A 26410-nucleotide genomic window follows, 5' to 3' on the forward strand; every position below is an offset into this window, starting at 1 on the left:
GATGGAATTCCTAAACGCCTTCGTGGCATTCTCAAACTTTGTCATCGTTCCCGCTATTGCCTACGGCAGCCAGCTTGCGCTTGGCGCGCTTGGGGTCACGCTGATTTATGGCATCCTCAGGTTTTCGAACTTTGCGCACGGCGACACGATGGCCTTTGGCGCGATGGTTACCATACTTGTGACATGGTGGTTCCAGTCGATGGGTATTAACCTTGGGCCGATGCCAACTGCCCTGCTCGCCCTGCCCTTTGGCATTGCTGGGGCTGCATTGCTGGTGCTGGCGACGGACCGTATGGTGTACCGTTTCTACCGCGCACAAAAGGCGGCCCCGGTGATCCTTGTGATCGTTTCCATGGGCGTCATGTTCGTGATGAACGGGCTTGTCCGGTTCATCATCGGCCCCGATGGTCAGCAGTTTGCAGACGGCGAACGGTTCATCATTTCAGCACGTAATTTTAAGACAATGACCGGGCTTAGCGAGGGGCTCGCGTTCCGGACCAGTCAGGCAATCACGATTGTCACAGCTGTAATCGTGGTGGCGCTGTTGTTCTGGTTTCTGAACAAAACCCGCACCGGAAAATCCATGCGCGCCTTTTCTGACAACGAAGACCTTGCATTGCTGTCGGGCATCAACCCGGAACGCGTTGTGGCCTATACGTGGATCATCGTTGCAGCGCTCGCCACCATTGCAGGTGTGCTTTATGGCCTTGATAAAGGGTTTAAGCCCTTCACATATTTTCAGCTTTTGCTGCCAATCTTTGCCTCTGCGATTGTGGGTGGACTTGGCAATCCGCTGGGTGCAATTGCCGGGGGATTTGTGATCGCCTTTTCCGAGGTCACGGTTACCTACGCCTACAAGAAGGTTCTGATTTATCTGCTTCCGGAAAGTCTGGAGCCAAGCACGCTCGTCCAGCTTTTGTCGACCGATTACAAATTCGCAGTTTCCTTTGCGATCCTGATCATCGTCCTTTTGTTTAAGCCGACAGGTCTCTTCAAGGGGAATACAGCATGAGTATCAGCATGAGAAATATCACTCTTTTCTTGATCGTTGGCGCCTTAATTTTCGGATCTGGCTTTGTGCAGGGGTGGAACACGGCGCTCCTGATCCTAAACATGGGGCTGATTTCGGCCATCATGGCGCTTGGCGTGAACCTGCAATGGGGTTTCGCGGGGCTATTTAACATTGGTGTTATGGGCTTTGTTGCGCTTGGTGGTCTCGCCGCTGTGCTTGTCTCAATGCCCCCCACAACCGAGGCGTGGGCTGTGGGCGGTCTGCGTATGGGGATTGCACTGCTTACCGGTGTCGCGACTATTGTTGGGGCCGGGAATCTCTATCGGCGTATGGCGCCCGGAAACAAAAGAACCCTCGCGATGATTGTCTTCCTGATTGGTGGCTTTCTGCTGTTCAGGTTCCTGTTTGACCCAGCTGTTTTGGCAATCGAAAAGGTAAACCCTGCCGGAACCGGGTATCTGGGTGGGCTTGGCCTGCCAGTTTTACTGGCCTGGCCCGTTGGCGGGTTGTTTGCGGCAGGGGCTGCATGGGTCATCGGTAAAACCGCGCTTGGTCTTCGGTCGGACTATCTGGCGATCGCGACACTCGGCATTGCGGAAATCATCATCGCCATCATGAAAAACGAAGACTGGCTGACACGCGGTGTTAAAAACGTTGTCGGCATTCCGCGCCCTGTGCCTTACGAGGTGGACTTGCAAGCCTCAGAAGCCTTCCTTAACCGCGCGGCCAGCTTTGGGTTCCATGATCCGGTCATGGCCTCTACGCTTTATGTAAAGCTCGCGTATGCTGGCTTGTTCGCTGTCGTTCTGGTGATCCTGCTATGGCTTGCGGAAAAAGCGCTGAATTCGCCCTGGGGTCGGATGATGCGCGCCATCCGCGATAATGAAATTGCTGCCGAAGCGATGGGCAAAGACGTAACCGCGCGACATCTGCAAATATTTATCCTTGGGTCCGCGATCTGCGGCATCGCCGGCGCGATGATGACAACTATGGACAGTCAGCTTACGCTTGGCACCTATCAACCACTGCGTTTTACCTTCCTTATCTGGGTGATGGTGATTGTTGGCGGTTCGGGCAATAACTGGGGGGCCGTCCTCGGTGGCTTTCTGATCTGGTTCCTTTGGGTCGAGGTAGAGCCAATGGGCGCCAAATTGATGGAACTGATAACGGCACCGCTGAATGACGGCTATTGGCTAAAGGATCATCTGCAAAATTCAGTGGCCCATATGCGTCTGCTGACCATGGGGTTGATCCTGATCCTTGTTCTCAGATTCAGCCCCAAGGGCCTGATTCCGGAAAAATAGCGCGCGCTAAAGAGCAAACGCAAACACCTTTACAGATGGGCTTTGACGGAATATCTGAACACATGTTCAATTCTTCGGAGACCTGCCATGCTGATCACTGATACCAAAGCGATTGTTACCGGGGGCGCCTCGGGCCTTGGCAAGGCGACGGCACGCGCATTTCGCGACTCGGGTGCTCAGGTGACAATCTTTGACCGGGATGCGGAACGCGCCGCAACCGTTGCAGCCGAGATTGGCGCAGGATTTGCCATTGTGGATGTGACTGACGAGGCATCTGTTACGGCAGGTGTTGCACAGGCCAGCGCTGAAATGGGGCGCATCAACGCCTGTGTGAACTGCGCAGGAATTGCCACGGGCGAGAAAACCTTTGGCCGCAACGGCCCACATGCGCTTGATAGTTTCCAGCGCACGATCTCGATCAATCTGATTGGCAGCTTCAACGTATTGCGGCTTGCTGCAAACGAGATGGCAAAGAATGAACCAAATGAAGATGGCGAACGCGGTGTTATTATCAACACAGCCTCTATCGCGGCCTTTGACGGACAAAAAGGCCAGGCGGCTTATGCGGCCTCCAAGGCTGGTATAGCGGGGCTGTCCCTGCCCGTTGCCCGCGATTTGGCCTCGATCGGAGTGCGCATCATGGCGATCGCGCCGGGTATTTTCCTGACGCCAATGCTGGAATCTCTTGGCGAAGAAATTATCAGCGGGCTTTCTGCCGACGTGACCTTTCCAAAGCGTTTGGGCAAACCTTGCGAATATGCGCGCCTTGCGCAGTTCATCGTCGAGAACCCCTATCTGAACGGTGAAGTCATTCGCATCGATGGTGCTCTCAGAATGCAGTAAAAGACGCTAGGCCTGCTCAGCGGCTTTTTCTTCCAGCGCAAGCCATTCGTCTTCTGCTGCAGCAAGCGCAGCCTGACGTTCTACAAGCGCTTCTGTGGCCTTGTTGAACTTCGCAGGTGAAGTGCTGAAAAGCTCTGGCGTTGAAAGATAATCTTCCAGCTTCGCAATCTCAGCCTCAAGCCGCGCAATCTCCTCCGGCAAGGCATCCAGCCGGTGTTGTTCTGTAAAGGAAAGCCTTGTTGGCTGTTGTTTGCTTTTCTTGGATGCCTTCAGCTCTGCTGGTTTTGGCTTTGTGTGGGTCAGGCTTTCCTTGACCACTCTTTGATTTTGGTAGTCAGACCAACCGCCTGCATAGACCGTGGCCTTACCATCGCCTTCCATTGCTACTGTCGTGGCTGCGACTCTGTCCAGGAAATCCCGGTCGTGACTGACCAGCAGCACCGTTCCGTCATAGTCCGCCAAAATATCCTGTAATAGGTCAAGCGTTTCCACATCCAGATCGTTGGTAGGTTCATCGAGCACCAGCAGGTTCGAAGGCCTCGCCATAATTTTTGCAAGTAAAAGTCGCGCTTTTTCGCCGCCGGAGAGCGATTTCACTTTGGCACGGGCCTGTCTTTCATCAAACAGAAAATCCTTCAGGTACCCAACCACATGCCGTGGGGTTCCGCGCACCATAATCTGATCAGCTTTGCCTGAAACACGCATTTCAGGGTCGCCGGTCAGGCTGTCCCATAGTGTCATTTCCGGACTGAGCTTTGAGCGATTCTGATCAAAAACTGCAACCTCAAGATTGGTGCCAAGCGCAACGCTTCCGGTGTCCGGTTCAATCTCTCCGATCAGAATCTTCAGCAATGTTGTTTTGCCCACGCCATTTGGCCCAACCAAAGCAACACGATCACCCCGTTCGATTCTGAGAGAGAAGTTTGACAGGATGTTTCGCCCATCAAAGATCTTGGAGATATCTTGGGCATCAACTACGCGTTTGCCGGATTTTTGACCAGAATCAAGCTCCATCGCCGCGGCGCCCTGCCGCATTACATGTTCGGAACGCCCTGCTTTCATTTCCTTGAAAGCCCGCAGCCGCCCCTGATTTCGCGTGCGGCGCGCGCTAATGCCTTCTGCGGCCCAGCGTGCTTCTGCCTTGAGTTTTCGATCAAGCTTGTGGCGGGCTTCATCTTCCTCTTGCCAGGTTTTGTCGCGCCACGCTTCAAATGCGGCAAACCCTTTTTCCTGTCTGCGTGTTTTTCCCCTGTCGATCCAGAGTGTTGCACGCGTCAGTTCATTCAAAAAAGCACGGTCATGGCTGATCAAGACAAAGGCAGTTCGTGTTTCTTTGAGTTGAGATTCAAGCCATTGGATCGCCTCGATATCCAGATGGTTGGTTGGCTCATCAAGCAGCATGAGATCGGGCGATTCTGCCAGGAGTTTCGCAAGTGCGGCGCGCCTGCGCTCCCCCCCGGATGCGATGCCAACAGGCGTTGTCGGATCAAATTTGAGCCCTTCCGCCGCCATTTCAACGCGGTAAGTCTGATCTGGCTCCAGCCCGCTTGATGCAAATTCCCCGAGCGTCCTAAATGCGGACAAATCAGGATGTTGTTCCATATAACTTACCTGAATTCCGGGTGTCACAGCCCTTGAACCCATATCAGGCTCAACCAATCCGGCCATAACCTTCATCAAGGTAGATTTACCTGATCCGTTGCGCCCGACCAGCGCAACGCGGTCGCCCGGCTGAACGATTAGATTGAGGTCTTTGAAGATAGGGTCTCCGCCAAAAGTCAGGGAGATATCCGAAAGCTGAAGAAGAGGTGCGCGTGCCATGGCAGCGGGCTACTCTGAGAGTTCGTGCAGGTCAACCACTGCAAGCGGTCTTATTCACATCCTGACCCGCAACGGCGCGTAAAAGGCGTTTTCGCGCAGGCGATATCGCCTGTATTTCGAGGCCGGTAAAGACGTGCAGCGTGTTCATATCACGATCAACGACGGCGTGATCACTAACCCATCCCCCCATAGCAAGGTAACTGCGCAACAATGGTGGCATCCCCAACAAGGCGCGATTGGCATCAGGCTTGCGCCTTAATCTTTTTGCAAACTGGAAAACATTTGGCGCCTTTACCTTTGGGCGCCAGCATTTCGGGGCGAGGTGGCGTTCCCTTAATAGGGCAAAAGCATCGTTATAATTTTCGGCCGCAGTTCCTTTGAACGATGAACAGCCGAACAGCATTTCCACCCCTTCATCATCGACGAAGCGCGTCAAAACCGCCCAGGCGACCCGCAAAATATCTGGATCACTAATATCAGGATGGATGCAAAACCGACCCAGCTCTGTCATTGGGCGCGTAAAAACCCGCAGCGCTGACAATTCGTAAAATTGCGCAGAATAGCTTTTGTCAATCTCACTGCCGTCTTTCAGCGGAAGCAACCGAAAACAACAAACCAGTTTTCCTGTTGCGGTTTCTTCGATCAGAACATGCCGGCACCGATCATCGAACTTGTCTTGCTCTAGCCCACCGACCCGCATCGGCGCACCGGTTCCTTCAATAAAGGCCAGATGCCGCAGGCTCTGCGCATCCCTGACATCCTGCGCTGAAACAGCCAGACGTGCGGTAAAGCGGGCCTTGTCGATTGTCGCCATCACTTGCTCCGAAGCCTTCCTTAAAGCTCATAGATGTGCACGACAGTTGCCGGCGCAAGATGCTAGTTGAAATCCATCGCAAATCAAAGGGCCCGTCTTTTAGTTTTCGCCAATGACCTGTCCGGCATCAAAGTTACCGATATTGCTCAGGATCTGGCCGATAAACGTGACGCCACGAATGTTGCTTTCCGTTACACGGCGCGACAAGGTCACGACCTGCCCGTCTTCGAGGGCAAATCGTTCTATGTTCTCGACAACGCCGTCTCCATCAAAGCTGATTGCGACCAGCTGCCGCTCTATTTCCTGAGGCGCTTTGTACAAATGGTGCCGCCAACGGCTTTGTGCGTAATACCATCCGCCATCCGCCAGAACACCGGTCGACGTTGGACGCCCGACTGAACTGGCGACAGTTTCGCGCGTGTCGACCCCGACAAGGATCAGGTCAAGCTCACCATCAGTCGGAATATAACCGTGGTTTCGATAGGTTGCAGCACAGGCACCTAGTGCCAAAAGAACCAACCCGATCATTACACTTTTCATCAGGGTACTGATGTTTGACATTTAAGAGCCCCTTGCCACGCCAGTCTTCGCCTCGTATCCCGCTTACAGAAGGAATGGCCTTGGTTCAAGAAAGGATGCACAATCTCTATGAATGAACTTTCAGATACTCAGCCGGTTGAACATCTTTTGCGCGTGGCTGATCTTCCGACACGCAAGCCCACTCATTTTGATCTTCGGCCCAATGGGCCGGAGCTTAAATCTCTGGCAAAAGCACTTGGAATTACCGAAGTTCGAAAGCTGCGCCTTTTGGGGCGGCTAAGTCCGCAGGGAAAATCTGACTGGCGACTGGAAGCGATGCTTGGAGCAACGGTTGTTCAACCTTGTATTCTTACTCTCGCGCCTGTCGTAACGCGAATTGACGAACCTGTAACACGGGTCTTCATGTCAACGCTTCCGGATTTTGAGGCGGAAAGTATTGAAGAGACCCCGGAAGATGATTCCATTGAGCAACTTGGCAACCACATAGATATTGGCTTGGTTATGCAGGAGGCACTGACCCTCGCGCTACCGTTATATCCCAAAGTGGCTGACGCAAAACTTGAAGAATCGGCATTTACAGAACCTGGCAAACAAGCAATGAGCGATGAAGAAGCCCGGCCATTTGCAGGGCTTGCGGCATTGCGTGACAAACTGCAAAAAGACAGTTAAGACAGATGCAGGTAACGAAGCTTTGAATTAGGTCAAGAAAAGTCTTGCGCAGGCTGGGAAACGCAGTATGTTCCCGGCCTCTTTATACGGTAGGTTTGGCAGTGATGCGCACGTGCGTAGAAACACCTGATCGCCAGGAAACATCGGGGTTTTACCCCAAATGACTGAGGTAGTGACATGGCTGTCCCAAAGAGTAAAATTACGCGGTCGCGCCGCAACAACCGCCGTTCGCACGACGCATTGGTTGCTGGCAACCCAGCGGAATGCCCAAACTGTGGCGAACTGAAACGTCCACACCACGTATGTGGTGCTTGCGGTCACTATGCTGACCGTGAAGTTGTCGCACTGGCAGACGAAGTTGACCTGGACGAAGAAGACGCGGCTTAAGCCCGTCTTCTGGCAGACCGGGCATGGTGACGGAAACTTCCAATCAAACTAGCTCGGGTGCCTCAGGCACCGTTTCGCAGCTCACAGTTATTTCTGTTGACGCTATGGGCGGAGATCATGGACCGGCGGCAGTTGTCGCCGGTATTGCGCTTTCTGCTGAGAAAAATCCAGAAATCGGCTTTATCATACACGGCGATAAGACACAGCTGGAACAGCTGATCAGCAAGCGCCACGGACTTGCTGATGTCTGTGAGGTTCGCCATTCTGACAGCGTTGTCACGATGGATGACAAACCCAGCAACGTTGTCCGCAACGGCAAAGACAGTTCCATGTGGTCAACGATCGAAGCTGTCCGAAATGGCGAAGCGACCGTTGCAGTTTCCTGTGGCAACACCGGTGCGCTCATGGCGTTGTCGATGATCAGGTTGCGCAAACTCCCCGGCATAAACAGACCTGCAATCGCCTGTCTTTGGCCGTCTCGCAACCCTGGCGGCTTTAACATCATGCTGGACGTCGGAGCGGATATTCGCGCCGATCAGGAAGACCTGCTTCAATATGCGCTTATGGGCGCGTCTTATGCCCGTAACGGTATGGATATCAAGCGACCCCGAATCGGTTTGCTGAACGTCGGGACAGAAGAACACAAAGGTCGTGCAGAACTGAAAGTTGCAAACGACCTGATCAGCGAAGCGTCAAAAGGCGCAAATTTTGAGTATGTCGGTTTCGTTGAAGGCGGCGACATTCCCTCAAACCGGGTTGATGTGATTGTGACAGACGGCTTTACCGGAAACATCGCCCTTAAGACCGGCGAAGGGACGGCCACCTTGATCCGCGAATTTCTGAATGCTGCGTTCAGGCACAGCCCCCTGTCACGTCTCGGCGCTCTTTTCGCGCTGACGTCTTTGCGCCGCCTGACAGAACGCATAGATCCGCGCCGCGTGAATGGCGGTGTATTTCTCGGTCTGAACGGCACTGTGATCAAATCGCACGGTGCAGCGGATGAAACCGGCGTTTCAGCAGCGATAAAGCTTGCATTCACGCTCGCGCAGTCCGAATTTTCAGAGAAAATCGCGGCGCGGGTTGCATCCGTGTTGGTTGAAAGACAAGATAACCCTTCAATTGGGGACAATAACGGTAGGACCGAATGACAATACGCGCCGTCGTAAAGGGCGTTGGGCATTATTTGCCTGAACGAGTAGTCCCGAACAGCGAATTTGAAAAAACAATCGACACAAGCGACGAATGGATTCGGTCCCGTTCGGGCATTGAACGGCGGCATTTTGCTGCTGAAGGGCAAACAACTTCAGACTTGGCAACACGGGCCGCCAAGGCAGCTCTGGAAGACGCGGGCCTAGTGCCCGATGATATCGACGCGTTGGTTCTTGCGACATCTACCGCAGATTTCACCTTTCCTTCCACTGCGACGATGGTTCAGGCCTCTCTGGGAATGACCCGGGGGTACGCTTTTGATGTCCAGGCGGTCTGTGCAGGCTTTGTCTACGCATTGTCCAATGCCAATGCGCTGATCGTATCAGGCCAGGCGCAGCGGGTTTTGGTTATCGGCGCAGAAACCTTCAGCCGTCTGATGGATTGGTCTGATCGCACGACCAGCGTTCTGTTTGGTGATGGTGCGGGGGCGTTGGTTTTAGTGGCTGAGAATGGCAAGGGCACTCCGGATGATCGCGGCATTCTGTCGTCAGATTTACATTCTGACGGTCAGTACAAAGACTTGCTTTATGTGGACGGTGGAACGTCAACAGGCACAACCGGCCATTTGCGGATGCAGGGCAAAGAAGTGTTCCGCCACGCAGTGGAAAAGCTGGCTGCAACCGCTCACGCAGCGCTTGAAAAAGCCGGCTTAAGCAGTGGTGACGTTGACTGGATCGTACCCCACCAAGCCAACCTGCGGATCATCAAAGGCACGGCCCAACGCATGCAGGTTCCGATGGACCGTGTGGTTGTAACTGTTCAGGATCATGGCAATACCTCCGCCGCATCGATTCCCTTGGCTTTGTCGGTCGGCAAAGAGCGCGGGCAGATAAAACAGGGTGATTTGGTGGTCACAGAGGCAATTGGCGGCGGTTTGGCGTGGGGATCGGTGGTAATCCGCTGGTAAATGCTGTTTTAAGGGCATCCCACAAGCCATTGATATTGACTCGGAAATTTACCTCCCTCTATGCTGGCCGAAACCAAAGGGGGGCGTAATGAGCGACAAAACACTTACACGTATGGATCTGAGCGAAGCCGTTTTTCGTGAGGTTGGTCTTTCCCGTAATGACTCTGCACAGCTCGTCGAAAGTGTGTTGTCCCATATGTCGGACGCTTTGGTTGCAGGTCAGTCTGTAAAGATTTCGTCATTTGGAACATTCAGCATCCGTGACAAAGCGGCCAGAATAGGACGCAATCCCAAAACTGGCCAGGAAGTTCCGATTCATCCGCGCCGCGTGATGACTTTTCGCCCTTCACATTTGATGAAGGACAGGGTCGCCTCCGGGAACAAGCGCTAGGTAGGATTCCCAGGCATGGCAAAATCGCCTGACGCCTTTCGAACAATACGTGAAGTCGCTGATTGGTTAGATACGCCTGCGCATGTTCTTCGTTTTTGGGAGAGCCGGTTTTCACAGGTCAAACCTGTTAAGCGTGCTGGCGGACGGCGTTATTACCGACCAAACGATATGTTACTGCTAGGCGGTATCAAGCGGTTATTGCATGAAGATGGGATGACGATCAAAGGTGTGCAGAAACTGCTGCAAGCCGAAGGCGTGAAATCAGTCGCCGCCAAGTCTCAACCTTTGGACGATTTGACCCAAATCTCAAAATCCTCAAGCTCTGACAATAATGTCATCGATATGCCGGTGACAAAAGCCACGCCGGCCGAAACAACAGAGCCTGTCGTGAAACCGGCAACGAAAGCGGAAACCAAACAAGACCCATCCGATGCCTCTGAAGAGACTGCGTCAGAACACGTCGTTGATATTGAGCCGGAAACAAAAGTCGCCACAGAACAGCCCGCAGCTAAAGAGGCGGCCCCTGTTGCAAAGGCACCAAAGGCCAGAAACGTTACTGTCCCGGAGGACCCGCCAGATGCAGGCCCCCTACCCGAAGAAAAGCCTGTCCTTGTTTTGTTGCGCGCAGCGAATCCAGAGCGTCTGAAGCAAAATCGGGTCCGTCTGACGGAAATCCACGACAAGCTGCTGGCTATTCGCGAAAAAATGGCGAAGGCGGCGCGTGGCTGACCTCAAAAATATGCGTATTCCACCTTGTCCCCGTCAACAAAAACAGTATGAATGCGCGCATGTCGGGCTATGGCGCAGTCTGGTAGCGCGTCCGTCTGGGGGACGGAAGGCCGCAGGTTCAAGTCCTGCTAGCCCGACCATACTTAAAACCGTCCGTGCCAATCTGGCGCCGGGCGGTTTTGTTTAAAAAGCCGGATTGCCAAGGCCCAAAGGAACTTTCAAAGCATGACAAAACCTGGCGTACTTCCAAATCAGGCGCTTCAACAAATGATCGAAGAGGGCATAATTTCTGCAAGCCCCGACATCCTGGCTGAACAAATCCAGCCTGCGTCGCTTGATTTGCGTCTTGGGAACACTGCTTACCGTGTGCGTGCCTCTTTTCTTGCGGGTTCAGGTGCTACCGTTGCGAACCGGCTAGGTGAATTTGAAATGCATCAGATTGACCTCACCTCTGGTGCTGTATTGGAAAAGGGTGCCGTGTACGTTGTGCCCTTGATGGAAAAGCTGAATCTGCCCGACAACATTCAGGCGGTTGCGAATGCCAAAAGCTCGACAGGGCGGCTTGACCTTCTGACAAGAACCATAACGGACGGTGGGGTCGAGTTTGACCGGATCACACCGGGTTACACTGGCCCACTTTACGCAGAGATATGCCCCAGATCGTTTTCTGTACTGGTACGGCCCGGAATGCGTCTGAACCAGATCAGGTTTCGTAGCGGGCAAGCTGTGCTAAGTGACGAGGAACTTCGTGCCCGTCAGGCCGATGTTGGCCTGGTTTCAGGCGACGCCCACATCGATCAGGGATTAGGGTTTTCGGTTGACCTCAGGCCGGAGAATGGCGATCTGGTCGGATTTCGTGCCAAACCGCATACCGGGTTGATCGACCTTGACCTTATCGGGCACTACGATCCAGCTGAATATTGGGAGCCGATCCACACGAGCGAGGGGCGCATCATCCTAGACCCCGGCGCGTTTTACATACTCGTAAGCCGCGAAGCGGTTCATATCCCCCCCGATTGCGCCGCGGAAATGGCGCCTTACCTCGCAATGGTTGGTGAGTTCCGCGTTCACTACGCAGGTTTCTTTGACCCGGGCTTTGGGCATGATGCAGCAGGCGGTAGCGGGTCACGCGGGGTACTTGAAGTGCGCTGTCACGAAGCGCCGTTTGTGCTGGAACACGGGCAGGTGGTTGGCAGATTGGTTTACGAACAGATGTCTGATGTTCCGACCCAATTGTATGGCGCGGGAATCGCGTCCAACTATCAGGGTCAGGGACTAAAATTATCTAAACATTTCAAGACTTTGTAGTATTTTTTTAAAGCCTTGTGATCCGTCTGGTGATTCGCGCTGCTTGTTTGGCGCGCTTGGCCGTTTCGCGGGCCTGTTTTGCTTGCTGTTGTTCTTCCGGCGTCATATCCGCAGGCACCTTGCCACGGTTGGCGGCCAAATCAATTCCCTTATTAATCCCTTTATTGATCAGTTTTCTCATGACCAATCTGGTGATCATGTTAATGATCTGGTTGATGTTCATATCGCACCTCTGCTTTAATCCTCAAACAATTCGCTTTGGCCTTCTTCGGCTTCTTCTTCATCGTCCGTTTCACCGGACAAACCCAGCATAAGTCCTGGTGGTGGTCTGTTTTCCAGTAACCCGGCGGCGCGAAGCTCTTTTATGCCGGGTAAGTCGCGCGCATTTTCCAGACCAAAGTGATCCAGGAATTCCTGCGTCACAACAAAAGTGACAGGCCGGCCCGGCGTCATGCGGCGCCGTCCGAACCGGATCCATTCCAGTTCAAGCAATTGATCAACTGTACCACGGCTGACGGAAACGCCACGAATTTCTTCAATCTCTGCCCGTGTGACAGGCTGGTGATAGGCAATAATCGCAAGCGTTTCTATCGCTGCACGGGACAGCTTGCGCGTCTCAACCGTTTCTTTCTGCATCAGAAACCCAAGATCGGGCGCGGTGCGGATCGCCCAGGCATCCCCGACTTTTGATATTGCAACACCCCGGCCATTATAGCGTTTACGCAGGTAAACCAACGCTTCGGCGGCGTCGCTGCCATGCGGCATCCGCGCTTCAAGTTCTTTCACCGTAACGGGGTCAGCACTCGCGAAAAGGATCGCCTCAACCATGCGTTCCTGCTCAGCCATTGGTGGCGCTTCGAAAAGGCTTTCGTTCTCAATTTCGTCGGTATCAGCCATTTTCGCCGGCCTTCTTACGTATCTGAATGGGCTCAAACATCGCGCCCTGTCTCATTTCAATCTTACCAGCTTTCGCTAATTCAAGCGAAGCGGCAAAGGTGGATGCCGTTGCACTACGGCGTCGGGCCGGATCACTTTCCCATCCTTCCGGCAGGTAGCTCACAAGCTCTGTCCAGTCCACGGAATAGCCGATCAGGCCGCGCATGCGTTCAAGCGCCTGTTTCATAGTGAAGACAGCGTCGCGATCCATCTGGTATGGGCGAAACTCATCCTTCGTGCGAATTCTTGCATAGGCCTGCATCAGATCCAGCAAGGTCGCTTTATATGTCGTGCGGCGCACGCGTGAAACATCTTCTGGCAAACCACGGCGAAAGAAGTCGCGCCCCAACTGGTCCCGCGCCATAAGCCGTGCGGCGGAATCGCGCATAGCCTGCAGACGTTCAAGCTGGAACGCCAAATGCGCGGCCAGTTCTTCACCCGACGGCCCCTCTTCGTTCGGATCGGGCGGCAGTAGCAACCGCGATTTCAAAAACGCGAGCCACGCCGCCATAACAAGGTAATCTGCCGCCAGTTCGATCCTAAGGCTTTTGGCGCGTTCGATAAAAGCAAGGTACTGACGCGAAAGATCAAGAACAGATATCTTACGCAGATCAACCTTTTGAGTGCGCGACAGGGTCAGAAGCAGATCAAGTGGTCCTTCGTATCCGTCGACGTCAATGATAAGGGCTTCGGCGGCCAACCGTTCCTCGACGCTTTCTTTTACGTCAGCCTCTACCATGTCAAATCCGTCTTCAGCCATTTATCCGCTCGCCTAACAGCGATTCAAGCTCTGCTTCTGCGGCTGTAATGTCAAACGGTTTAGGCGTTTTGCGCGCCAGAATCGCCGCGTCGGCCCGTTTCTGCGCACTCTGGGCCAGATGACCTGCTGTATCAGCAATCTGTTCCATTTCAGCCCTCTCACCATTGCAGTGCAAAATCAGGTCACATCCAGCGCGCAGAGAGGCCTGCGTGCGGCTTTTAACATCCCCTGACAATGCCTGCATCGAGATGTCATCTGTCATCAGCAAGCCATCAAAACCAATGTCATCTCGGATTCTATTGATCATCACCTTGGATGTCGTTGCGGGGTCCTTGTCCAACGCATCATAGACGACATGGGCACTCATCCCGAGCGGTAAGTCAGATAGCTGCCGGAATGTTGAAAAGTCTGTTTCCTCAAGCTCAGACAAGCCAGCTCCAACGCGAGGCAAATCGACGTGGCTATCCAGGGTCGCACGCCCGTGTCCCGGAATATGTTTCACAACAGGTAACACGCCGCCATCAAGACTAGCGTTCGCAACATGGCGGGACACCCGAACAACGGTTTCTGCATCACTGCCATAACAGCGGTTGTGCAGGACCGGGTGAGTATCCGGAAATGCGATATCGGCACATGGCACGCAGTTTACATCAACCCCAACATCACGAAGCTCTGCCGCAATTACCCTGTACCGCAAATACATGCTGCGCTCTGCCTGATCAGGGTAAGATGCAACCTGATCGAGCGGTGCTTGCCATTGCCGCCAGTGCGGTTGGGTTAACCGGGCCACACGGCCACCTTCTTGGTCGATCAGAATTGGGGCATCACGCCCCACTGATGAACGCAGATCATTGGTGAGTTTTCTTAGCTGAACCGGCGATTCAACATTTCGAGCAAAGAGAATAAAACCCCAAGGGTCAGATTCATTGAAAAACGCGATTTCTTTTGATTGCAACACTGTTCCGCTGCAGCCAAAAATATAGGCGCCCTGCCCCATCCTTAGCGAACAACCACTGGAATACAGGCTGCGTCTTTTGCCAGCAAAACTGCGCAGAACCGGCGCGCATCATTGATATCAGCAAACCCCAAGGCACGCAGACGGTAAAACTTTCGCCCACCACTGGTTGCTTCCTGAACGACGCGCGATTTGTCTTCGAAATATTCATCGAAATCTGTAGCCAGTTGCATCCAAACAGTTACGGCCTGCTCGGCACTGTCAAAAGCGCCAAGTTGGACGAGCCGCGTGCCGGGCGCAATTTCGAGGGGCGCATCTTCGTTAGCAGAGGCAACTGCGGCTGTCACTGCCGCCTCGGCGGAGGCAACCGCCTGATGGATCACCGCATCTTCGGGACGTGCAATGGGCCGAAGCGAACGCGACACACCCGGAACCGATGCATCGACAACATCTTTGCGGGCTGGCGTTTGTTGTGCGGCTTCTGTCTCTGTCGCTGTCGCGGCGATCTGCTCGGCCAGTTCCTGAACCGCAGCGTTTGTTTCGTCAGAAACATCGGTCATAGCGACCAGAACGGGGATATCTTCAGCGGGTTCTGTCACGTCAGCTCTGACCGGCGAAGCGGCATCAGCACGCGCAACCGGCCGATCCGCCGCAATCAGTTCAATTGGGCTTGGCGCAAGGATCAGTCGATCAGCCGTTGGGGCCGCCTGTCCTTCTGACTGAACAGAGTTGACGGATAGGCCCTGATGAGAGGCTTGCCGCCCCCCAGGATCTTCAGGCTGAACCCGCATCGGCCCTTCCAAAGCGCGCACGACAGGAACGCCAGTTACGTCACGTACCGCCAAACGATACCCCCATACCGCGAGCCCCACAATCAGGGCCACGGATAGGAGCGCGCCTGTCCAATTTGCCAAAAATGTCATTTCATTGCCGACATCGGAGTCTTCCGTACGCCGATATGCGTTGTATTCAACGTCTGCCATTGTTGCCTCACTGCCCTTTCCGCCACGCGGATCGGTCTGTCTTGCTGCCTCATGAGAGCGTCGATTGCACTTGTTTTCAGCGCATTTCCTCGACTGGCTCTACACCTAAGATACCAAGACCTGCAGAAATAACAACGGCAACACTGCGTATTAAGGCGATTTTTGCCTGTGACGTTTCTGTTTTACCCTCTTGCAGGAACCGCAATTCCGGCAATTCATTGCCTTTGTTCCAAAGCGCATGAAAATCAGACGCTAATTCATAAAGGTAAAACGCAACACGGTGAGGTTCATTCGTACGTGCAGCGATCTCTATCAAACGGGGCCATTCGGCCAATTTTTTAGCCACTTCCAGTTCTGAGTCATGAGACAACTGGCTCAGGTCCGCAGATGCAAGGGTTGCATCATCAACCGCAATTCCCGCCTCTCGCGCTTTGCGCAAAACGGAATTCACCCGCGCATGGGCATATTGCACATAAAACACAGGATTATCTTTAGACTGCTCGAGCACATGGGCGAAATCAAAATCAAGTGGTGCATCGTTTTTGCGTGTCAGCATCACAAAGCGGGTCACGCCAGGGCCGACCTGATCCACGACATCGCGCAGGGTCACAAAGGTCCCTGCCCGTTTCGACATCTTGAACGGCTCGCCGTCCTTATAAAGTTTCACCAGTTGCGTCAGCTTGATATCAAGCGTGACCTTGCCCCCAGACAGTGCGGACACCGCCGCTTTCATCCGCTTGACGTAACCGCCGTGGTCAGCGCCAAAGACGTCGATCAGCGCATCATACCCGCGCTGCACCTTGTCATAGTGATAGGCTATATCCGGTGCGAAATAGGTCCAGCTTCCGTCAGATTTTTTGACAGGCCGATCAACATCATCCCCGTGTTCCGTTGATTTGAAAAGCGTCTGCTGACGCGGTTCCCAGTCTTCCAGGGTTTTGCCCTTTGGCGGCTCAAGAACGCCTTCGTAAAGTAGCCCTTTGCTTTCCAGATCAGCCAATGCAGCTTCGATCAAGCCGGTGCCATACAATGATTTTTCGCTAAAAAAGCGATCCATCTCAACGCCAAGCGACTTTAGATCGTCGCGGATCAAGCCCATCATTGCTTCGGTGGCAAATTCCCGCACGTCAGCCAGCCAGACGTCTTCACCCTTTCCGACGTATGCATCACCGACCTTTTCCTTCAGTTCGGCACCAACCGGAATGAGGTAATCGCCTGGGTAAGTTCCGTCTTCAAAGGCAACGTCCTGACCATGCGCTTCGAGATACCGAAGATAGACAGACCGGGCGAGCACATCGACCTGCGCGCCACCATCGTTGATGTAATATTCACGCGTTACGTCATAGCCAGCGAAATCAAGCAGGCTCGCCAGAGCATCACCAAAAACCGCACCCCGCGTGTGACCAACATGAAGCGGGCCTGTGGGGTTGGCGGAAACATATTCAACATTCACCCGTCTGCCCTGCCCCACATTCGAGCGGCCAAATTTGTCACCTTCGACAAGCGCTGCATGAACGACAGATTGCCAAATCGTCGGGGCCAGTCGAAGGTTGAGGAAACCCGGCCCAGCCACTTCTGCCAGAACAACACGCGGATCCTGCGACAGTTTTTCCGCCAGGTTTTGCGCGATATCACGTGGCTTGAGCCCCGCAGGCTTCGCCAGAACCATCGCCGCATTGGTCGCCATATCGCCATGGGCTGCATCGCGCGGTGGCTCTACAGCAACATTCGAAAAACCCAGCCCCTCAGGCAGCGCGCCCTCGGCGGTCAGGGTTGCAAGGCTGTCCAGAACCAATGTTCTGATTTCGGCGAATAGGTTCATGTCGGTTTCCTCAAGGTATTGGCGCGGGTTTACCACGCCGCCCCCAAAGGTCAACGCTCACAAAGTGACTTGTTGGTCTTCCAGCAATCTATCCGTTTAAAAAAGCGCAATGATCGCCGATTGACCCGCCTTTTACCGGTCGGGCAATTCTGCCCCGCCTATCATGCGCGCGTGTTCCTGGATCGCGAAGCGATCGGTCATTCCGGCAATATAATCCGCAACAATCCGGGCAAGCGCCGTTTCTCCATCGGCCTCTGCAACATCTTTGCGCCACTGCTTTGGCAGCAGATCAGTCTGCTCCATGAAAAGCGGAAACAGTTCCATCACGACGCGCGTTACAACCTTGCGCATCTCGATCACCTCTGGCGCGCGGTACATCCGGTGAAACAAAAACTCACGGATCACTTTCAGCTTTTGAAAAACATCGTCAGAGAACTGAACCATCGGGCGGCCCGCATGTCGAATGTCGATCACCGTTTCAGGTGAAAGATCGCCCAGTCGCGCGCGACTTACGTTGATCACATCCTCTACCAAAAGACCAAAGAAACGGCGTAAGGCCTCGTGTCGGCGACGGTAGTAGTTCAGGCCGGGATATTTATCATCGACCCTTTTGAAACACCCGTCCAACAGCGGCATCTCTGCAAGCTCGTCGGTCGAAAACAATTCTGCACGCAAACCATCATGTAGATCATGGTTGTTATAGGCGACATCGTCCGCCAAAGCCGCAACTTGAGCTTCGGCGCTTGCGTAGGTATGCAGTTCCAGATCATGCACAGTATTGTAGTCGGCCAAAGCGTAGGGCAGATCACCCACAACAGGGCCATTATGTTTGGCGATGCCTTCAAGCGTTTCCCACGTCAGATTCAGACCGTCCCACTCGGCATAATGTCGTTCTAGCGATGTTACGATGCGGATCGCTTGTGCATTGTGATCAAACCCACCGTAGGGTTTCATCAGCACATGCATCGCCTCTTCACCCGTATGGCCAAACGGTGTATGGCCCAGATCATGCGCCAGTGCGATCGCCTCGGTCAGTTCCGGATTTAACCCCAAAGCACCCGCAATCGTGCGTGCCACCTGGGCGACCTCGATCGAATGGGTCAGGCGCGTGCGGTAGTAATCGCCCTCATGTTCGATAAAAACCTGCGTTTTATGCTTTAGCCGGCGAAACGCCGACGCATGAATAATACGGTCCCGGTCACGTTGAAAACATGACCTAAATGCGCTCTCTTCTTCTGCGTACAGCCGTCCCCGGGCTGAAGCAGGGTCCGAGGCATATGCGTTTCGCATGGTTCTGCCTGTTGTCGCCTGTTGTTCGCATCCTTATATTGCTTTTGAACGAATATGAAAACGCGCATAAGGCGATAAAATGGAACTTACACTGCCCCCAAAGGTCACACCCCGCGCATTTCAGCGTTTAGCAGAAATCAATGCGTCCTCAAAAGAGGTAAAGGCGCTGCGCGTAGCGGTCGAAGGCGGTGGTTGTTCCGGCTTTCAGTACGAAATCACACTGGACGCACCAGCAAAAGATGACCTGATCCTTGAAGAGAATGGGCAAAAAGTCGTGGTTGATGCAATTTCACTGCCGTTTCTGAGCAATGCAGTCATCGATTTCACCGAAGAACTGATCGGAGCGCGGTTCATCATTGAAAACCCCAACGCGACCAGCAGCTGTGGCTGTGGGACAAGTTTTTCAATGTAATCGCCTGTTCTGCGTTATCAGGTTCTCGGCCGCTTGCGCCGGCGACGCTAATTTGTCGAACATTTTGTTTTTGCCGCCGTCTGACAGATATTTTCTCTACCATGATCAAATCATCATAAGACTTGTACCCGCCCCTTTCCCCCAGCTACTAAAGTGGAAATCGCTGTGAGGACATCCGGATGAAAATCGCCACATTTAACATCAACGGGATCAAGGCACGGATCAACGCACTTTCAGATTGGCTGGATGAAGCACAACCTGATGTTGCCCTGTTGCAGGAAATTAAATCAATCGATGAAAATTTCCCTCGCGAGATGTTTGAAGACAAAGGTTACAATGTTCAAACGCATGGTCAGAAAAGCTTCAATGGCGTGGCGATCCTTTCCAAGCTCCCTTTGGAGGATGTGACGCGCGGTCTGCCGGGCGATGATGACGACGAACAAGCCCGCTGGATTGAAGCAACAGTTGTCGGGGAGCAGGCGGTGCGCATCTGCGGGTTGTACCTCCCGAATGGCAACCCCGTACCGGGCCCGAAGTATGATTATAAACTGGCCTGGATGGAAAGACTCTACAAACGCGCGCAAGAGTTACTGAGAAGCGAAGAACCGGCCTTAATGGCAGGGGATTACAATATAATTCCGCAAGCAGAAGACGCGAAAAAACCGGAAGATTGGGTTGATGACGCCCTGTTTCGCATCGAAAGCCGGACCGCGTGGCGCAAGATCGTCAACCTTGGCTTCACCGAGGCATTTCGCGCGCGCAATCAACTGCCCGAGCAATATAGTTTCTGGGACTATCAGGCTGGGGCCTGGAACCGGAACAACGGCATTCGTATTGATCACTTCCTTATGACGCCGCAATGCGCTGATTTATTGCGAGATTGTCAGATCGATTCTGCGATACGAGGACGTGAAAAACCCTCTGACCACGTGCCGGTCTGGGTCGATATCGCGGCCTGACACCAAAGTTAACTGGATTTTGTCACGTCGTAGCCATAGAGCCAGTCAAATTTTTTCAACGCCATATCTGGCGCGATATGGTTTGTCAGCCGTAAAGCCGTGTGCGCGGCGAAACGCAATGGTTTCAGACGCAGGTGGTAGTTACGGGCATTCTTACTTGCTGCATTTATTACACGGGTCGCGCGTGCATGACGGCGGTTTTGATACGCTGCAAGCCCTGTCTCGACCTCGGTCGTTTTCTGCAAACTATCTGCGAGCGTCCAGGCATCTTCCAGCGCCATTGATGCCCCCTGGGCCATGAACGGCAAAGTAGGATGCGCAGCATCACCCAGAATCGCGGTGTGATTCTTGAACCATTTTGGCGCGACCCGATGCCTGAACAGTCCCCAAAGGTGCAATGTTTCGACGCGCTCCAGCAACGCCTGAACTTCCGGGCAGAATTCCGCAAACGCAGCGCGCAGATTTGCTGGCTCATCGGGATGATTCCAGCCTTCTGCCGCCCAGTCTCTGCGCTCTTCCACGGCGACTATATTTATCATCGATCCCCCACGCAAAGGATAGCAAACCAAATGACGACCCGGGCCCATGTAAACTGTTGCGACCGCTGGCTCGTTTCCTAATGCGGGCACAACGGCACGCCACGCGACCTGGCGCGTGAAAAATGGTTTGGAGACGCCATTCAGGGCGATACGCGTCGGTGAATTGACACCATCCGCCCCAATCAAAATATCCGATTTCGTGGTTGCGCCCTGCGCTGTCTGCAACCACGCACGCCCCTTTTCAGTGAAGGAAACCTCTGTAACGCATTGCAGCAGTCGGATTTTAACACCAGCATCGCGCGCAGACTCTGCCAGCATTTCAACCAGATCGGCACGGTGCAGAAAATAATAGTTTTGCGGCGTATCCTGTCGTGTCAGATCAAGTTCAAAGACAAGCTTGCCTGCACGAAAATCACGTAGCTGCACCCCTTTGGCCCGAAAACCTTTCTTTCGAATCGCGTCTCCCAAGCCAAGCGATTGAAGCACGACAGCGCCATTTGGGCTGATTTGAAGGCCTGCGCCGACTTCACTTATTTTGTCAGCCTGCTCAAGAATGGTAACGTCAGCGCCAGCGCGTGCAAGGGCCGTCGCTGCTGCCAGCCCACCAATGCCAGCGCCCAGAACTTTTATTTTTTGATCCGCAAGCGTCAAATCCAGCCTCTCAAACGAAAGACGCCAGAGCTATTCAGCCCCGGCGCCCCCCTAAATTTTTGTTCACGGCGATCAATCGTCGCGATGAACTTTTTCTTGCCTCTCGTGGCGTTCTTGCGCTTCGAGGCTCATCGTCGCGATCGGGCGCGCATCAAGACGTTTCAACGAAATTGGTTCGCCTGTTTCTTCGCAATACCCATATTCGCCTTCATCGATACGGCGAAGTGCTGAGTCAATTTTTGCAACCAGCTTACGCTGACGGTCACGCGTGCGCAGCTCCAATGCACGATCTGTCTCTTCCGAGGCACGATCTGCGACATCTGGGATGTTGCGTGAACCATCTTGCAAGCCTTCGATGGTATCTTTGCTATCGGCCATAAGTTCGTTTTTCCAGTTGGTCAGCTTGCGTCGGAAATACGCCAACTGACGTTCGTTCATAAACGATTCATCTTCTGCTGGGCGATAGTCGTCTGGTAGGAAAACTTCGGCTTTCATACCTGCTCCCTTAACTTTGCCTGTGACTGGCTCTGAATGTGAGTCTGACATCCGGCTCCCTCTTTATGACCCGTCGTCTAATCCAATCTAAAAGGATTGTCACTAGGTGATTACACAGAGTTGAAGCGGCTGTCTTGTGTGGTAATGTCACGTTTAAATCCATAACCGGGCACTGAAGAACATTATGAATTTTACCGATAAATTTAACGGAACCGACTCTTACGTCGCAACCGAAGACCTCACCGTGGCTGTAAACGCCGCTGTAACATTGGAACGGCCGCTTTTGGTGAAAGGTGAACCGGGAACAGGAAAAACCGAACTGGCCCGGCAGGTCAGTGCGGCTTTGGGTCTGCCAATGATTGAGTGGCACATCAAATCGACCACCAAAGCGCAACAAGGCCTGTACGAATATGACGCAGTCAGCCGTTTGCGTGACAGTCAACTGGGTGAAGAGTGTGTACACAACGTCAAAAACTACATCCGCAAAGGCAAGCTTTGGCAGGCTTTTCACGCGGATGGCAAATCAGTCCTGCTGATCGACGAAATAGACAAGGCCGACATCGAGTTTCCAAATGATTTGCTACAGGAACTCGACCGGATGGAATTTTACGTATACGAAACCGGCGAGATGATCTCTGCAAAGCATCGCCCAATCGTGATCATTACATCAAACAACGAAAAAGAATTGCCAGACGCCTTTTTGCGTCGCTGTTTTTTCCACTATATTCGTTTCCCGGATATGGACACGATGAAAGAAATCGTCGAGGTCCATTTTCCAGGCCTCAAAGAACAGCTTTTAACCACAGCTTTGACGCAATTTTATGAAATCCGTGAAACATCGGGGCTAAAGAAAAAGCCCTCTACCTCAGAAGTACTGGATTGGTTGAAACTGTTGCTTGCCGAAGACCTGACCCCCGAAGATCTGAGACGGGATGGCGCGAATGCGCTTCCGAAACTGCACGGCGCGCTTTTGAAAAACGAACAGGATGTACATCTTTTTGAGCGGCTCGCGTTTATGGCCCGAGGGCAGAGATGACGCTTTTCATTCGTCCCCTTAACGCATCAGACGAAGCCGGCAAAACGAGGCGCGCCTTCTATTTGCTGGCCCACGCGAGATTTCGATACAGTTGCGCGGCAGTTGTACGACCGCATTGGCGTCAAAACGCCGTTTATAGAATATGCAAGGCCTTAACACTTTGACATTCCGCATTTTAACATTTGCATTCCTTGCCCTTGCGGCCTGCTCTCCTCTACCCCGCAGCGAGGTACCGGAACGGCGCGCGCCAGCCGATCTAGTATTGCCACCTATGAAGGTATTTTCAAATCAACGCAGCCTCCCCACAAGGCAATCCAACAGCTCACTTGCCAGAGACTTTCTGGAACTCTCATTTCAGATGGAAAGCGGACGGCCCGTTCCCGTTATGACCCGTTTCCAGGGTCCAATAACACTGCGTGTCACCGGTGATGCACCTGCAAATCTCGCACCGGACTTGCGCCGTCTTATCAGCCGGCTTCGTACCGAAGCAGGTCTGGATATTTCTCAGGTTCCACGCAACCGGGATGCGAACATCACGATTCAGGCGATTCCACAAAGACAACTGCAAGGGCTCGTTCCGCAGGCGGCTTGTTTTGTTGTTCCCAGAGTTTCCAACTGGGCGGAGTTTCGAGCAAACCGTCGCGGCAACGTAACAGACTGGACCACTCTGACCCATAGAGACAAAGTCGCAATTTTTGTTCCAAGCAACGTTAGCCCACAAGAACTGCGCGACTGTTTGCATGAAGAGATCGCACAGGCGCTCGGCCCGCTTAACGATATGTATCGGCTGCCTAATTCCGTTTTCAATGATGATAACTTTCATACGGTCCTGACGGGTTTTGACATGCTAATGCTGCGTATTTACTACGCACCAGAGCTACAAAACGGCATGTCCCGCGATCAGGTTGCACAGAAACTACCCGCTATTTTGTCACGCCTGAACCCGGCAGGGCGCGCAGGTAACTTTACACCCCAATCTCCAACACCACGCGCCTGGATCAACGCGCTTGAAACCGCGCTTGGACCAGTCGCTGGCAGTACGCGGCGGCGAAGTTCGGCGCGACAGGCCATCGATATCGCCCGTGCGCAGGGATGGACGGATAACCGCCTTGCATTCAGTTTGTTTGCCTATGGACGTCTTGTTGCACGGACAAACCCAGATGCTGCCCTGCTCGCGTTTCTTGAAGCCGGAACCATCTATCGGGCAAACCCTGAAACACAGCTTCAGGCCGCACATGTCGAAATGCATCTTGCAGTCTACTTGCTTTCATCCGGACGGCCAGATGCCGCCCTCACACTCGCGGACAAAAACCTGCCGGTTGTCTCACAAGCACAGAACGCGGCGCTCCTTTCGACACTTCTGATGATAAAGGCCGAGGCGCTGGAACAGCTTGGTCGCACGCAAGATGCCGCGAGCGTCCGGCTCGACAGTCTGGGTTGGGCGCGTTATGGGTTTGGTTCCGAAGCCGAGGTTCGGGCGCGCCTTGAAAATATCATGTCGCTTGTCCCTCGCAGACAAACGAGCGGAGGCTGAAATGCTGGTCATCGGGGGATTGATTATCGGCGCCATCTTTGGCGTTGTGCTGGCTGGCAGACGCCAGGGAAACAGGCTCGACAAAGTGCAATATGCCGCTGTTTTTGCGCTTATTTTCGCAATCATAGGTCTCTTTGCAACGATTGCAGTGGAACGGATGTTATAGGCAATGTTTCTGCCCTTTTTCGAAACCCTCAGAGAGGCAGGTATACCGGTATCACTGCGAGAATACCTTAGTTTTCTTGAGGGTATGCAGAAAGGCCTTGTGATCTACGATATCGAGGGGTTTTACTATCTTACCCGTACCGCAATGGTCAAAGATGAACGAAACCTCGATAAGTTCGACCGCGCCTTTGCCAAGACCTTTAAAGGATTGGAAAATATAACCTTTCAGGACGTTATGGACAGGGTCGACATCCCCGGCGAATGGCTGAAAAAACTGGCGGAAAAACACCTTAGCCCCGAAGAACGCGCAGAAGTAGAGGCCTCGGGCGGTTTTGATAAACTGATGGAAACGCTCAAAGAACGGCTGAAAGAACAGCAAGGCCGCCACCAGGGCGGAAGTAAATGGATCGGCACGGCGGGAACGTCGCCATTTGGGGCTCATGGCTACAATCCGGAAGGGGTGCGCATCGGCCAAAATGAAAGCCGGCACCAACGCGCTGTAAAGGTCTGGGACAAGCGGGAGTTCAAGAACTTAGACGACAAGATTGAACTGGGAACCCGCAATATCAAGGTTGCGCTGAAACGATTGCGCCGCTGGGCGCGTGATGGTGCGGCGGAAGAGCTTGATCTTGATGGTACCATCCGCGCCACTGCCGAACATGGGTATCTTGACGTACAGACCCGGCCGGAACGCCGTAATGCCGTAAAGGTACTTTTGTTCCTTGATGTTGGTGGCTCGATGGACCCTTACATCCGCACTGTTGAAGAACTGTTTTCTGCTGCAAGAGCAGAGTTTAAGCATCTGGAATATTACTATTTTCACAATTGCCTTTACGAAGGTGTGTGGCGTGATAACGCGCGCCGCTGGGGTGCCCAGGTCTCTACCGCAGAAATTCTGCGAACCTACGGATCGGACTACAAATGCATATTTGTCGGTGACGCCTCCATGTCTCCCTACGAGATCGCCTACGCAGGCGGGGCGAATGAACATTGGAATCAGGAAGCCGGGCAAGTCTGGCTGGGCCGCGCCCGCACCCAGTGGCCGTCTAACCTGTGGATCAACCCCTTGCCTGAACCCCATTGGCGCTACACGCATTCAGTCAAAATGATACAGGAAATCTTCGATAACCAGATGGTCCCAATGACGCTGGAAGGTATCGAACGGGGCATGCGTGCGCTCAGTCGCTAGGAAACATCACCTCTTGCGCTTGCCCACTGACCTTCCCTGCCCCATATCTTTATCATGTTGAAATTCACCCCAATCCTGCTCGCCATTCTCTATGCACTGGTCATGTACCGTTTCTCGGCCTGGCGTACGGCTCGGGAACTTGACGCACGTTCAACCGAACTGGCCGATCCAAAATTGAAAGCCTTGACCAACAAAATGGCAGAGGCGCTCGAATTGCCGCGAATCAACGTGCATATTTACGAAATTGATCCTGTAAATGGTCTGGCCGCGCCTGACGGGCGTATTTTCATCACACGCGGTTTTTTTGAGAAATACCGAAACGGAGAAGTGACAGGTCCCGAACTGGCAAGCGTCATCGCGCACGAGCTTGGTCATGTAGCTCTGGGCCATTCGCGCAGACGCATGATTGATTTTTCAGGGCAGAATGCATTGCGAACGGCTTTGGCAATGGTCTTGTCCCGATTCATTCCCGGTCTTGGCGTTTGGATCGCAAATGCGCTGACGAGCCTTCTGGCCGCCCGTATATCGCGCAAAGATGAATATGAGGCAGATGCCTACGCTTCGGCCTTACTGACAAAATCCGGCATCGGGACCGCACCTCAAAAAACCCTGTTCAACAAATTGGAAGCGCTTACAAAATCACGCGCAGGTGCAGTTCCCGCCTGGATGATGAGCCATCCAAAAACGGCAGAACGTATAAAGGCAATTGAAAAACTCGAGGCCGACTGGGCCGCTCTTAAATAGACTAAG

General features: G+C 53.4%; 29 protein-coding genes and 1 tRNA gene. 18 read left to right on the top strand and 12 right to left on the bottom strand.

Translation table 11 applies throughout. The features are described from left to right. Position 1 precedes the first annotated feature (1 nt). The 3 genes from J4E70_RS05245 to J4E70_RS05255 all read left to right on the top strand — a co-directional run bounded on the left by J4E70_RS05245 (position 2) and on the right by J4E70_RS05255 (position 3159). Positions 2 to 1012 carry a branched-chain amino acid ABC transporter permease gene (locus J4E70_RS05245; protein ID WP_213888033.1) on the top strand — a complete coding sequence of 337 codons (1011 nt, stop codon included), beginning with the start codon at positions 2 to 4 and terminating at the stop codon, positions 1010 to 1012. Next, the gene (locus J4E70_RS05250) at positions 1009 to 2316 is read left to right on the top strand and encodes a branched-chain amino acid ABC transporter permease (RefSeq protein WP_213888034.1); all 1308 of its coding nucleotides are present in this window, start codon (positions 1009 to 1011) and stop codon (positions 2314 to 2316) included. The genes J4E70_RS05245 and J4E70_RS05250 overlap by 4 nt, the downstream gene beginning before the upstream one ends. Before the next feature lie 87 nt (positions 2317 to 2403). Continuing rightward, positions 2404 to 3159, top strand: coding sequence for an SDR family NAD(P)-dependent oxidoreductase (locus J4E70_RS05255; RefSeq protein ID WP_213888035.1), 756 nt, complete (start codon positions 2404 to 2406; stop codon positions 3157 to 3159). A 6-nt stretch (positions 3160 to 3165) separates the two neighbouring features. On the opposite strand, the gene J4E70_RS05260 is transcribed toward J4E70_RS05255, so the two are convergent. The 3 genes from J4E70_RS05260 to J4E70_RS05270 form a co-directional block, all read right to left on the bottom strand. Further along, positions 3166 to 4980, bottom strand: a complete 1815-nt coding sequence (locus tag J4E70_RS05260) for an ABC-F family ATP-binding cassette domain-containing protein (RefSeq protein ID WP_213888036.1) — start codon at positions 4978 to 4980, stop codon at positions 3166 to 3168. Between the two features lie 31 nt (positions 4981 to 5011). Beyond that, positions 5012 to 5794 carry a GNAT family N-acetyltransferase gene (locus tag J4E70_RS05265; RefSeq protein WP_213888037.1) on the bottom strand — a complete coding sequence of 261 codons (783 nt, stop codon included), beginning with the start codon at positions 5792 to 5794 and terminating at the stop codon, positions 5012 to 5014. A gap of 99 nt (positions 5795 to 5893) precedes the next feature. Then, positions 5894 to 6355 carry an outer membrane protein assembly factor BamE gene (locus tag J4E70_RS05270; protein WP_213888038.1) on the bottom strand — a complete coding sequence of 154 codons (462 nt, stop codon included), beginning with the start codon at positions 6353 to 6355 and terminating at the stop codon, positions 5894 to 5896. An 87-nt stretch (positions 6356 to 6442) separates the two neighbouring features. On the opposite strand from J4E70_RS05270, the gene J4E70_RS05275 reads away from it, so the two are divergent. The 8 genes from J4E70_RS05275 to J4E70_RS05310 all read left to right on the top strand — a co-directional run bounded on the left by J4E70_RS05275 (position 6443) and on the right by J4E70_RS05310 (position 11934). Further along, entirely contained in the window at positions 6443 to 7003 is a 561-nt protein-coding gene (locus J4E70_RS05275) for a YceD family protein (protein WP_213888039.1), read from the top strand. Positions 7004 to 7180: 177 nt separating this feature from the next. Then, entirely contained in the window at positions 7181 to 7390 is a 210-nt protein-coding gene (gene rpmF, locus J4E70_RS05280) for a 50S ribosomal protein L32 (protein WP_213888040.1), read from the top strand. Between the two features lie 23 nt (positions 7391 to 7413). After that, positions 7414 to 8538 carry a phosphate acyltransferase PlsX gene (plsX, locus tag J4E70_RS05285; RefSeq protein ID WP_213888041.1) on the top strand — a complete coding sequence of 375 codons (1125 nt, stop codon included), beginning with the start codon at positions 7414 to 7416 and terminating at the stop codon, positions 8536 to 8538. Beyond that, the gene (locus J4E70_RS05290; RefSeq protein ID WP_213888042.1) at positions 8535 to 9506 is read left to right on the top strand and encodes a beta-ketoacyl-ACP synthase III; all 972 of its coding nucleotides are present in this window, start codon (positions 8535 to 8537) and stop codon (positions 9504 to 9506) included. Before plsX ends, J4E70_RS05290 begins: the two co-directional genes overlap by 4 nt. 88 nt (positions 9507 to 9594) lie before the next feature. After that, positions 9595 to 9897, top strand: a complete 303-nt coding sequence (ihfA, locus tag J4E70_RS05295) for an integration host factor subunit alpha (RefSeq protein ID WP_213888043.1) — start codon at positions 9595 to 9597, stop codon at positions 9895 to 9897. A 15-nt stretch (positions 9898 to 9912) separates the two neighbouring features. Continuing rightward, positions 9913 to 10626, top strand: a complete 714-nt coding sequence (locus J4E70_RS19280) for a MerR family transcriptional regulator (RefSeq protein ID WP_246531617.1) — start codon at positions 9913 to 9915, stop codon at positions 10624 to 10626. Between the two features lie 63 nt (positions 10627 to 10689). Beyond that, positions 10690 to 10766 (top strand) — tRNA-Pro (locus J4E70_RS05305). Positions 10767 to 10851: 85 nt separating this feature from the next. Continuing rightward, on the top strand, positions 10852 to 11934 hold the full coding sequence (locus tag J4E70_RS05310; protein WP_213888044.1) for a 2'-deoxycytidine 5'-triphosphate deaminase: 1083 nt from the start codon (positions 10852 to 10854) through the stop codon (positions 11932 to 11934). A gap of 7 nt (positions 11935 to 11941) precedes the next feature. On the opposite strand, the gene J4E70_RS05315 is transcribed toward J4E70_RS05310, so the two are convergent. From J4E70_RS05315 to J4E70_RS05345, 7 genes are all read right to left on the bottom strand, one after another. Continuing rightward, entirely contained in the window at positions 11942 to 12157 is a 216-nt protein-coding gene (locus J4E70_RS05315) for a hypothetical protein (RefSeq protein WP_213888045.1), read from the bottom strand. A gap of 14 nt (positions 12158 to 12171) precedes the next feature. Further along, positions 12172 to 12831: an SMC-Scp complex subunit ScpB gene (gene scpB, locus J4E70_RS05320; RefSeq protein ID WP_213888046.1), complete on the bottom strand. Its 660-nt coding sequence runs from the start codon at positions 12829 to 12831 to the stop codon at positions 12172 to 12174. Beyond that, positions 12824 to 13630: a segregation and condensation protein A gene (locus J4E70_RS05325; protein WP_246531618.1), complete on the bottom strand. Its 807-nt coding sequence runs from the start codon at positions 13628 to 13630 to the stop codon at positions 12824 to 12826. Before J4E70_RS05325 ends, scpB begins: the two co-directional genes overlap by 8 nt. Then, positions 13623 to 14627: a glycoside hydrolase family 3 N-terminal domain-containing protein gene (locus J4E70_RS05330; RefSeq protein ID WP_213888047.1), complete on the bottom strand. Its 1005-nt coding sequence runs from the start codon at positions 14625 to 14627 to the stop codon at positions 13623 to 13625. The genes J4E70_RS05325 and J4E70_RS05330 overlap by 8 nt, the downstream gene beginning before the upstream one ends. Positions 14628 to 14629: 2 nt before the next feature. Continuing rightward, positions 14630 to 15568: an SPOR domain-containing protein gene (locus J4E70_RS05335; RefSeq protein WP_213888048.1), complete on the bottom strand. Its 939-nt coding sequence runs from the start codon at positions 15566 to 15568 to the stop codon at positions 14630 to 14632. A gap of 76 nt (positions 15569 to 15644) precedes the next feature. Continuing rightward, positions 15645 to 17390: an arginine--tRNA ligase gene (gene argS, locus J4E70_RS05340; protein WP_213888049.1), complete on the bottom strand. Its 1746-nt coding sequence runs from the start codon at positions 17388 to 17390 to the stop codon at positions 15645 to 15647. Between the two features lie 132 nt (positions 17391 to 17522). Further along, positions 17523 to 18680 (bottom strand): deoxyguanosinetriphosphate triphosphohydrolase, encoded by a 1158-nt coding sequence (locus J4E70_RS05345; protein WP_213888050.1) that lies wholly within the window; start codon positions 18678 to 18680, stop codon positions 17523 to 17525. A gap of 79 nt (positions 18681 to 18759) precedes the next feature. Between J4E70_RS05345 and J4E70_RS05350 the strand changes: the two genes are divergently transcribed. Continuing rightward, a complete protein-coding gene (locus tag J4E70_RS05350; RefSeq protein WP_213888051.1) occupies positions 18760 to 19092 on the top strand; it encodes a HesB/IscA family protein in 333 nt (110 codons plus the stop codon). Positions 19093 to 19271: 179 nt separating this feature from the next. Continuing rightward, positions 19272 to 20051: an exodeoxyribonuclease III gene (xth, locus tag J4E70_RS05355; protein ID WP_213888052.1), complete on the top strand. Its 780-nt coding sequence runs from the start codon at positions 19272 to 19274 to the stop codon at positions 20049 to 20051. Positions 20052 to 20059: 8 nt separating this feature from the next. Here the strand turns inward: xth and J4E70_RS05360 are convergent, their stop codons facing one another. Both J4E70_RS05360 and dksA read right to left on the bottom strand, forming a co-directional pair. Further along, positions 20060 to 21241 carry an FAD-dependent monooxygenase gene (locus J4E70_RS05360; protein WP_213888053.1) on the bottom strand — a complete coding sequence of 394 codons (1182 nt, stop codon included), beginning with the start codon at positions 21239 to 21241 and terminating at the stop codon, positions 20060 to 20062. Positions 21242 to 21313: 72 nt separating this feature from the next. After that, positions 21314 to 21736: an RNA polymerase-binding protein DksA gene (gene dksA / locus J4E70_RS05365; RefSeq protein ID WP_213888158.1), complete on the bottom strand. Its 423-nt coding sequence runs from the start codon at positions 21734 to 21736 to the stop codon at positions 21314 to 21316. Positions 21737 to 21920: 184 nt separating this feature from the next. On the opposite strand from dksA, the gene J4E70_RS05370 reads away from it, so the two are divergent. The 5 genes from J4E70_RS05370 to J4E70_RS05390 all read left to right on the top strand — a co-directional run bounded on the left by J4E70_RS05370 (position 21921) and on the right by J4E70_RS05390 (position 26404). Next, on the top strand, positions 21921 to 22772 hold the full coding sequence (locus J4E70_RS05370; protein WP_213888054.1) for an AAA family ATPase: 852 nt from the start codon (positions 21921 to 21923) through the stop codon (positions 22770 to 22772). 271 nt (positions 22773 to 23043) lie between these two features. After that, on the top strand, positions 23044 to 24306 hold the full coding sequence (locus J4E70_RS05375) for a DUF2927 domain-containing protein (protein WP_343229443.1): 1263 nt from the start codon (positions 23044 to 23046) through the stop codon (positions 24304 to 24306). Between the two features lies 1 nt (position 24307). Further along, on the top strand, positions 24308 to 24472 hold the full coding sequence (locus tag J4E70_RS05380; RefSeq protein WP_213888056.1) for a hypothetical protein: 165 nt from the start codon (positions 24308 to 24310) through the stop codon (positions 24470 to 24472). Positions 24473 to 24475: 3 nt separating this feature from the next. Beyond that, a complete protein-coding gene (locus J4E70_RS05385) occupies positions 24476 to 25660 on the top strand; it encodes a vWA domain-containing protein (protein ID WP_213888057.1) in 1185 nt (394 codons plus the stop codon). A gap of 54 nt (positions 25661 to 25714) precedes the next feature. Continuing rightward, positions 25715 to 26404 (top strand): M48 family metallopeptidase, encoded by a 690-nt coding sequence (locus J4E70_RS05390; protein ID WP_213888058.1) that lies wholly within the window; start codon positions 25715 to 25717, stop codon positions 26402 to 26404. Positions 26405 to 26410 lie beyond the last annotated feature (6 nt).

The sequence above is a fragment of the Pseudohalocynthiibacter aestuariivivens genome (assembly GCF_018457175.1).
Lineage (GTDB): Bacteria > Pseudomonadota > Alphaproteobacteria > Rhodobacterales > Rhodobacteraceae > Pseudohalocynthiibacter > Pseudohalocynthiibacter aestuariivivens.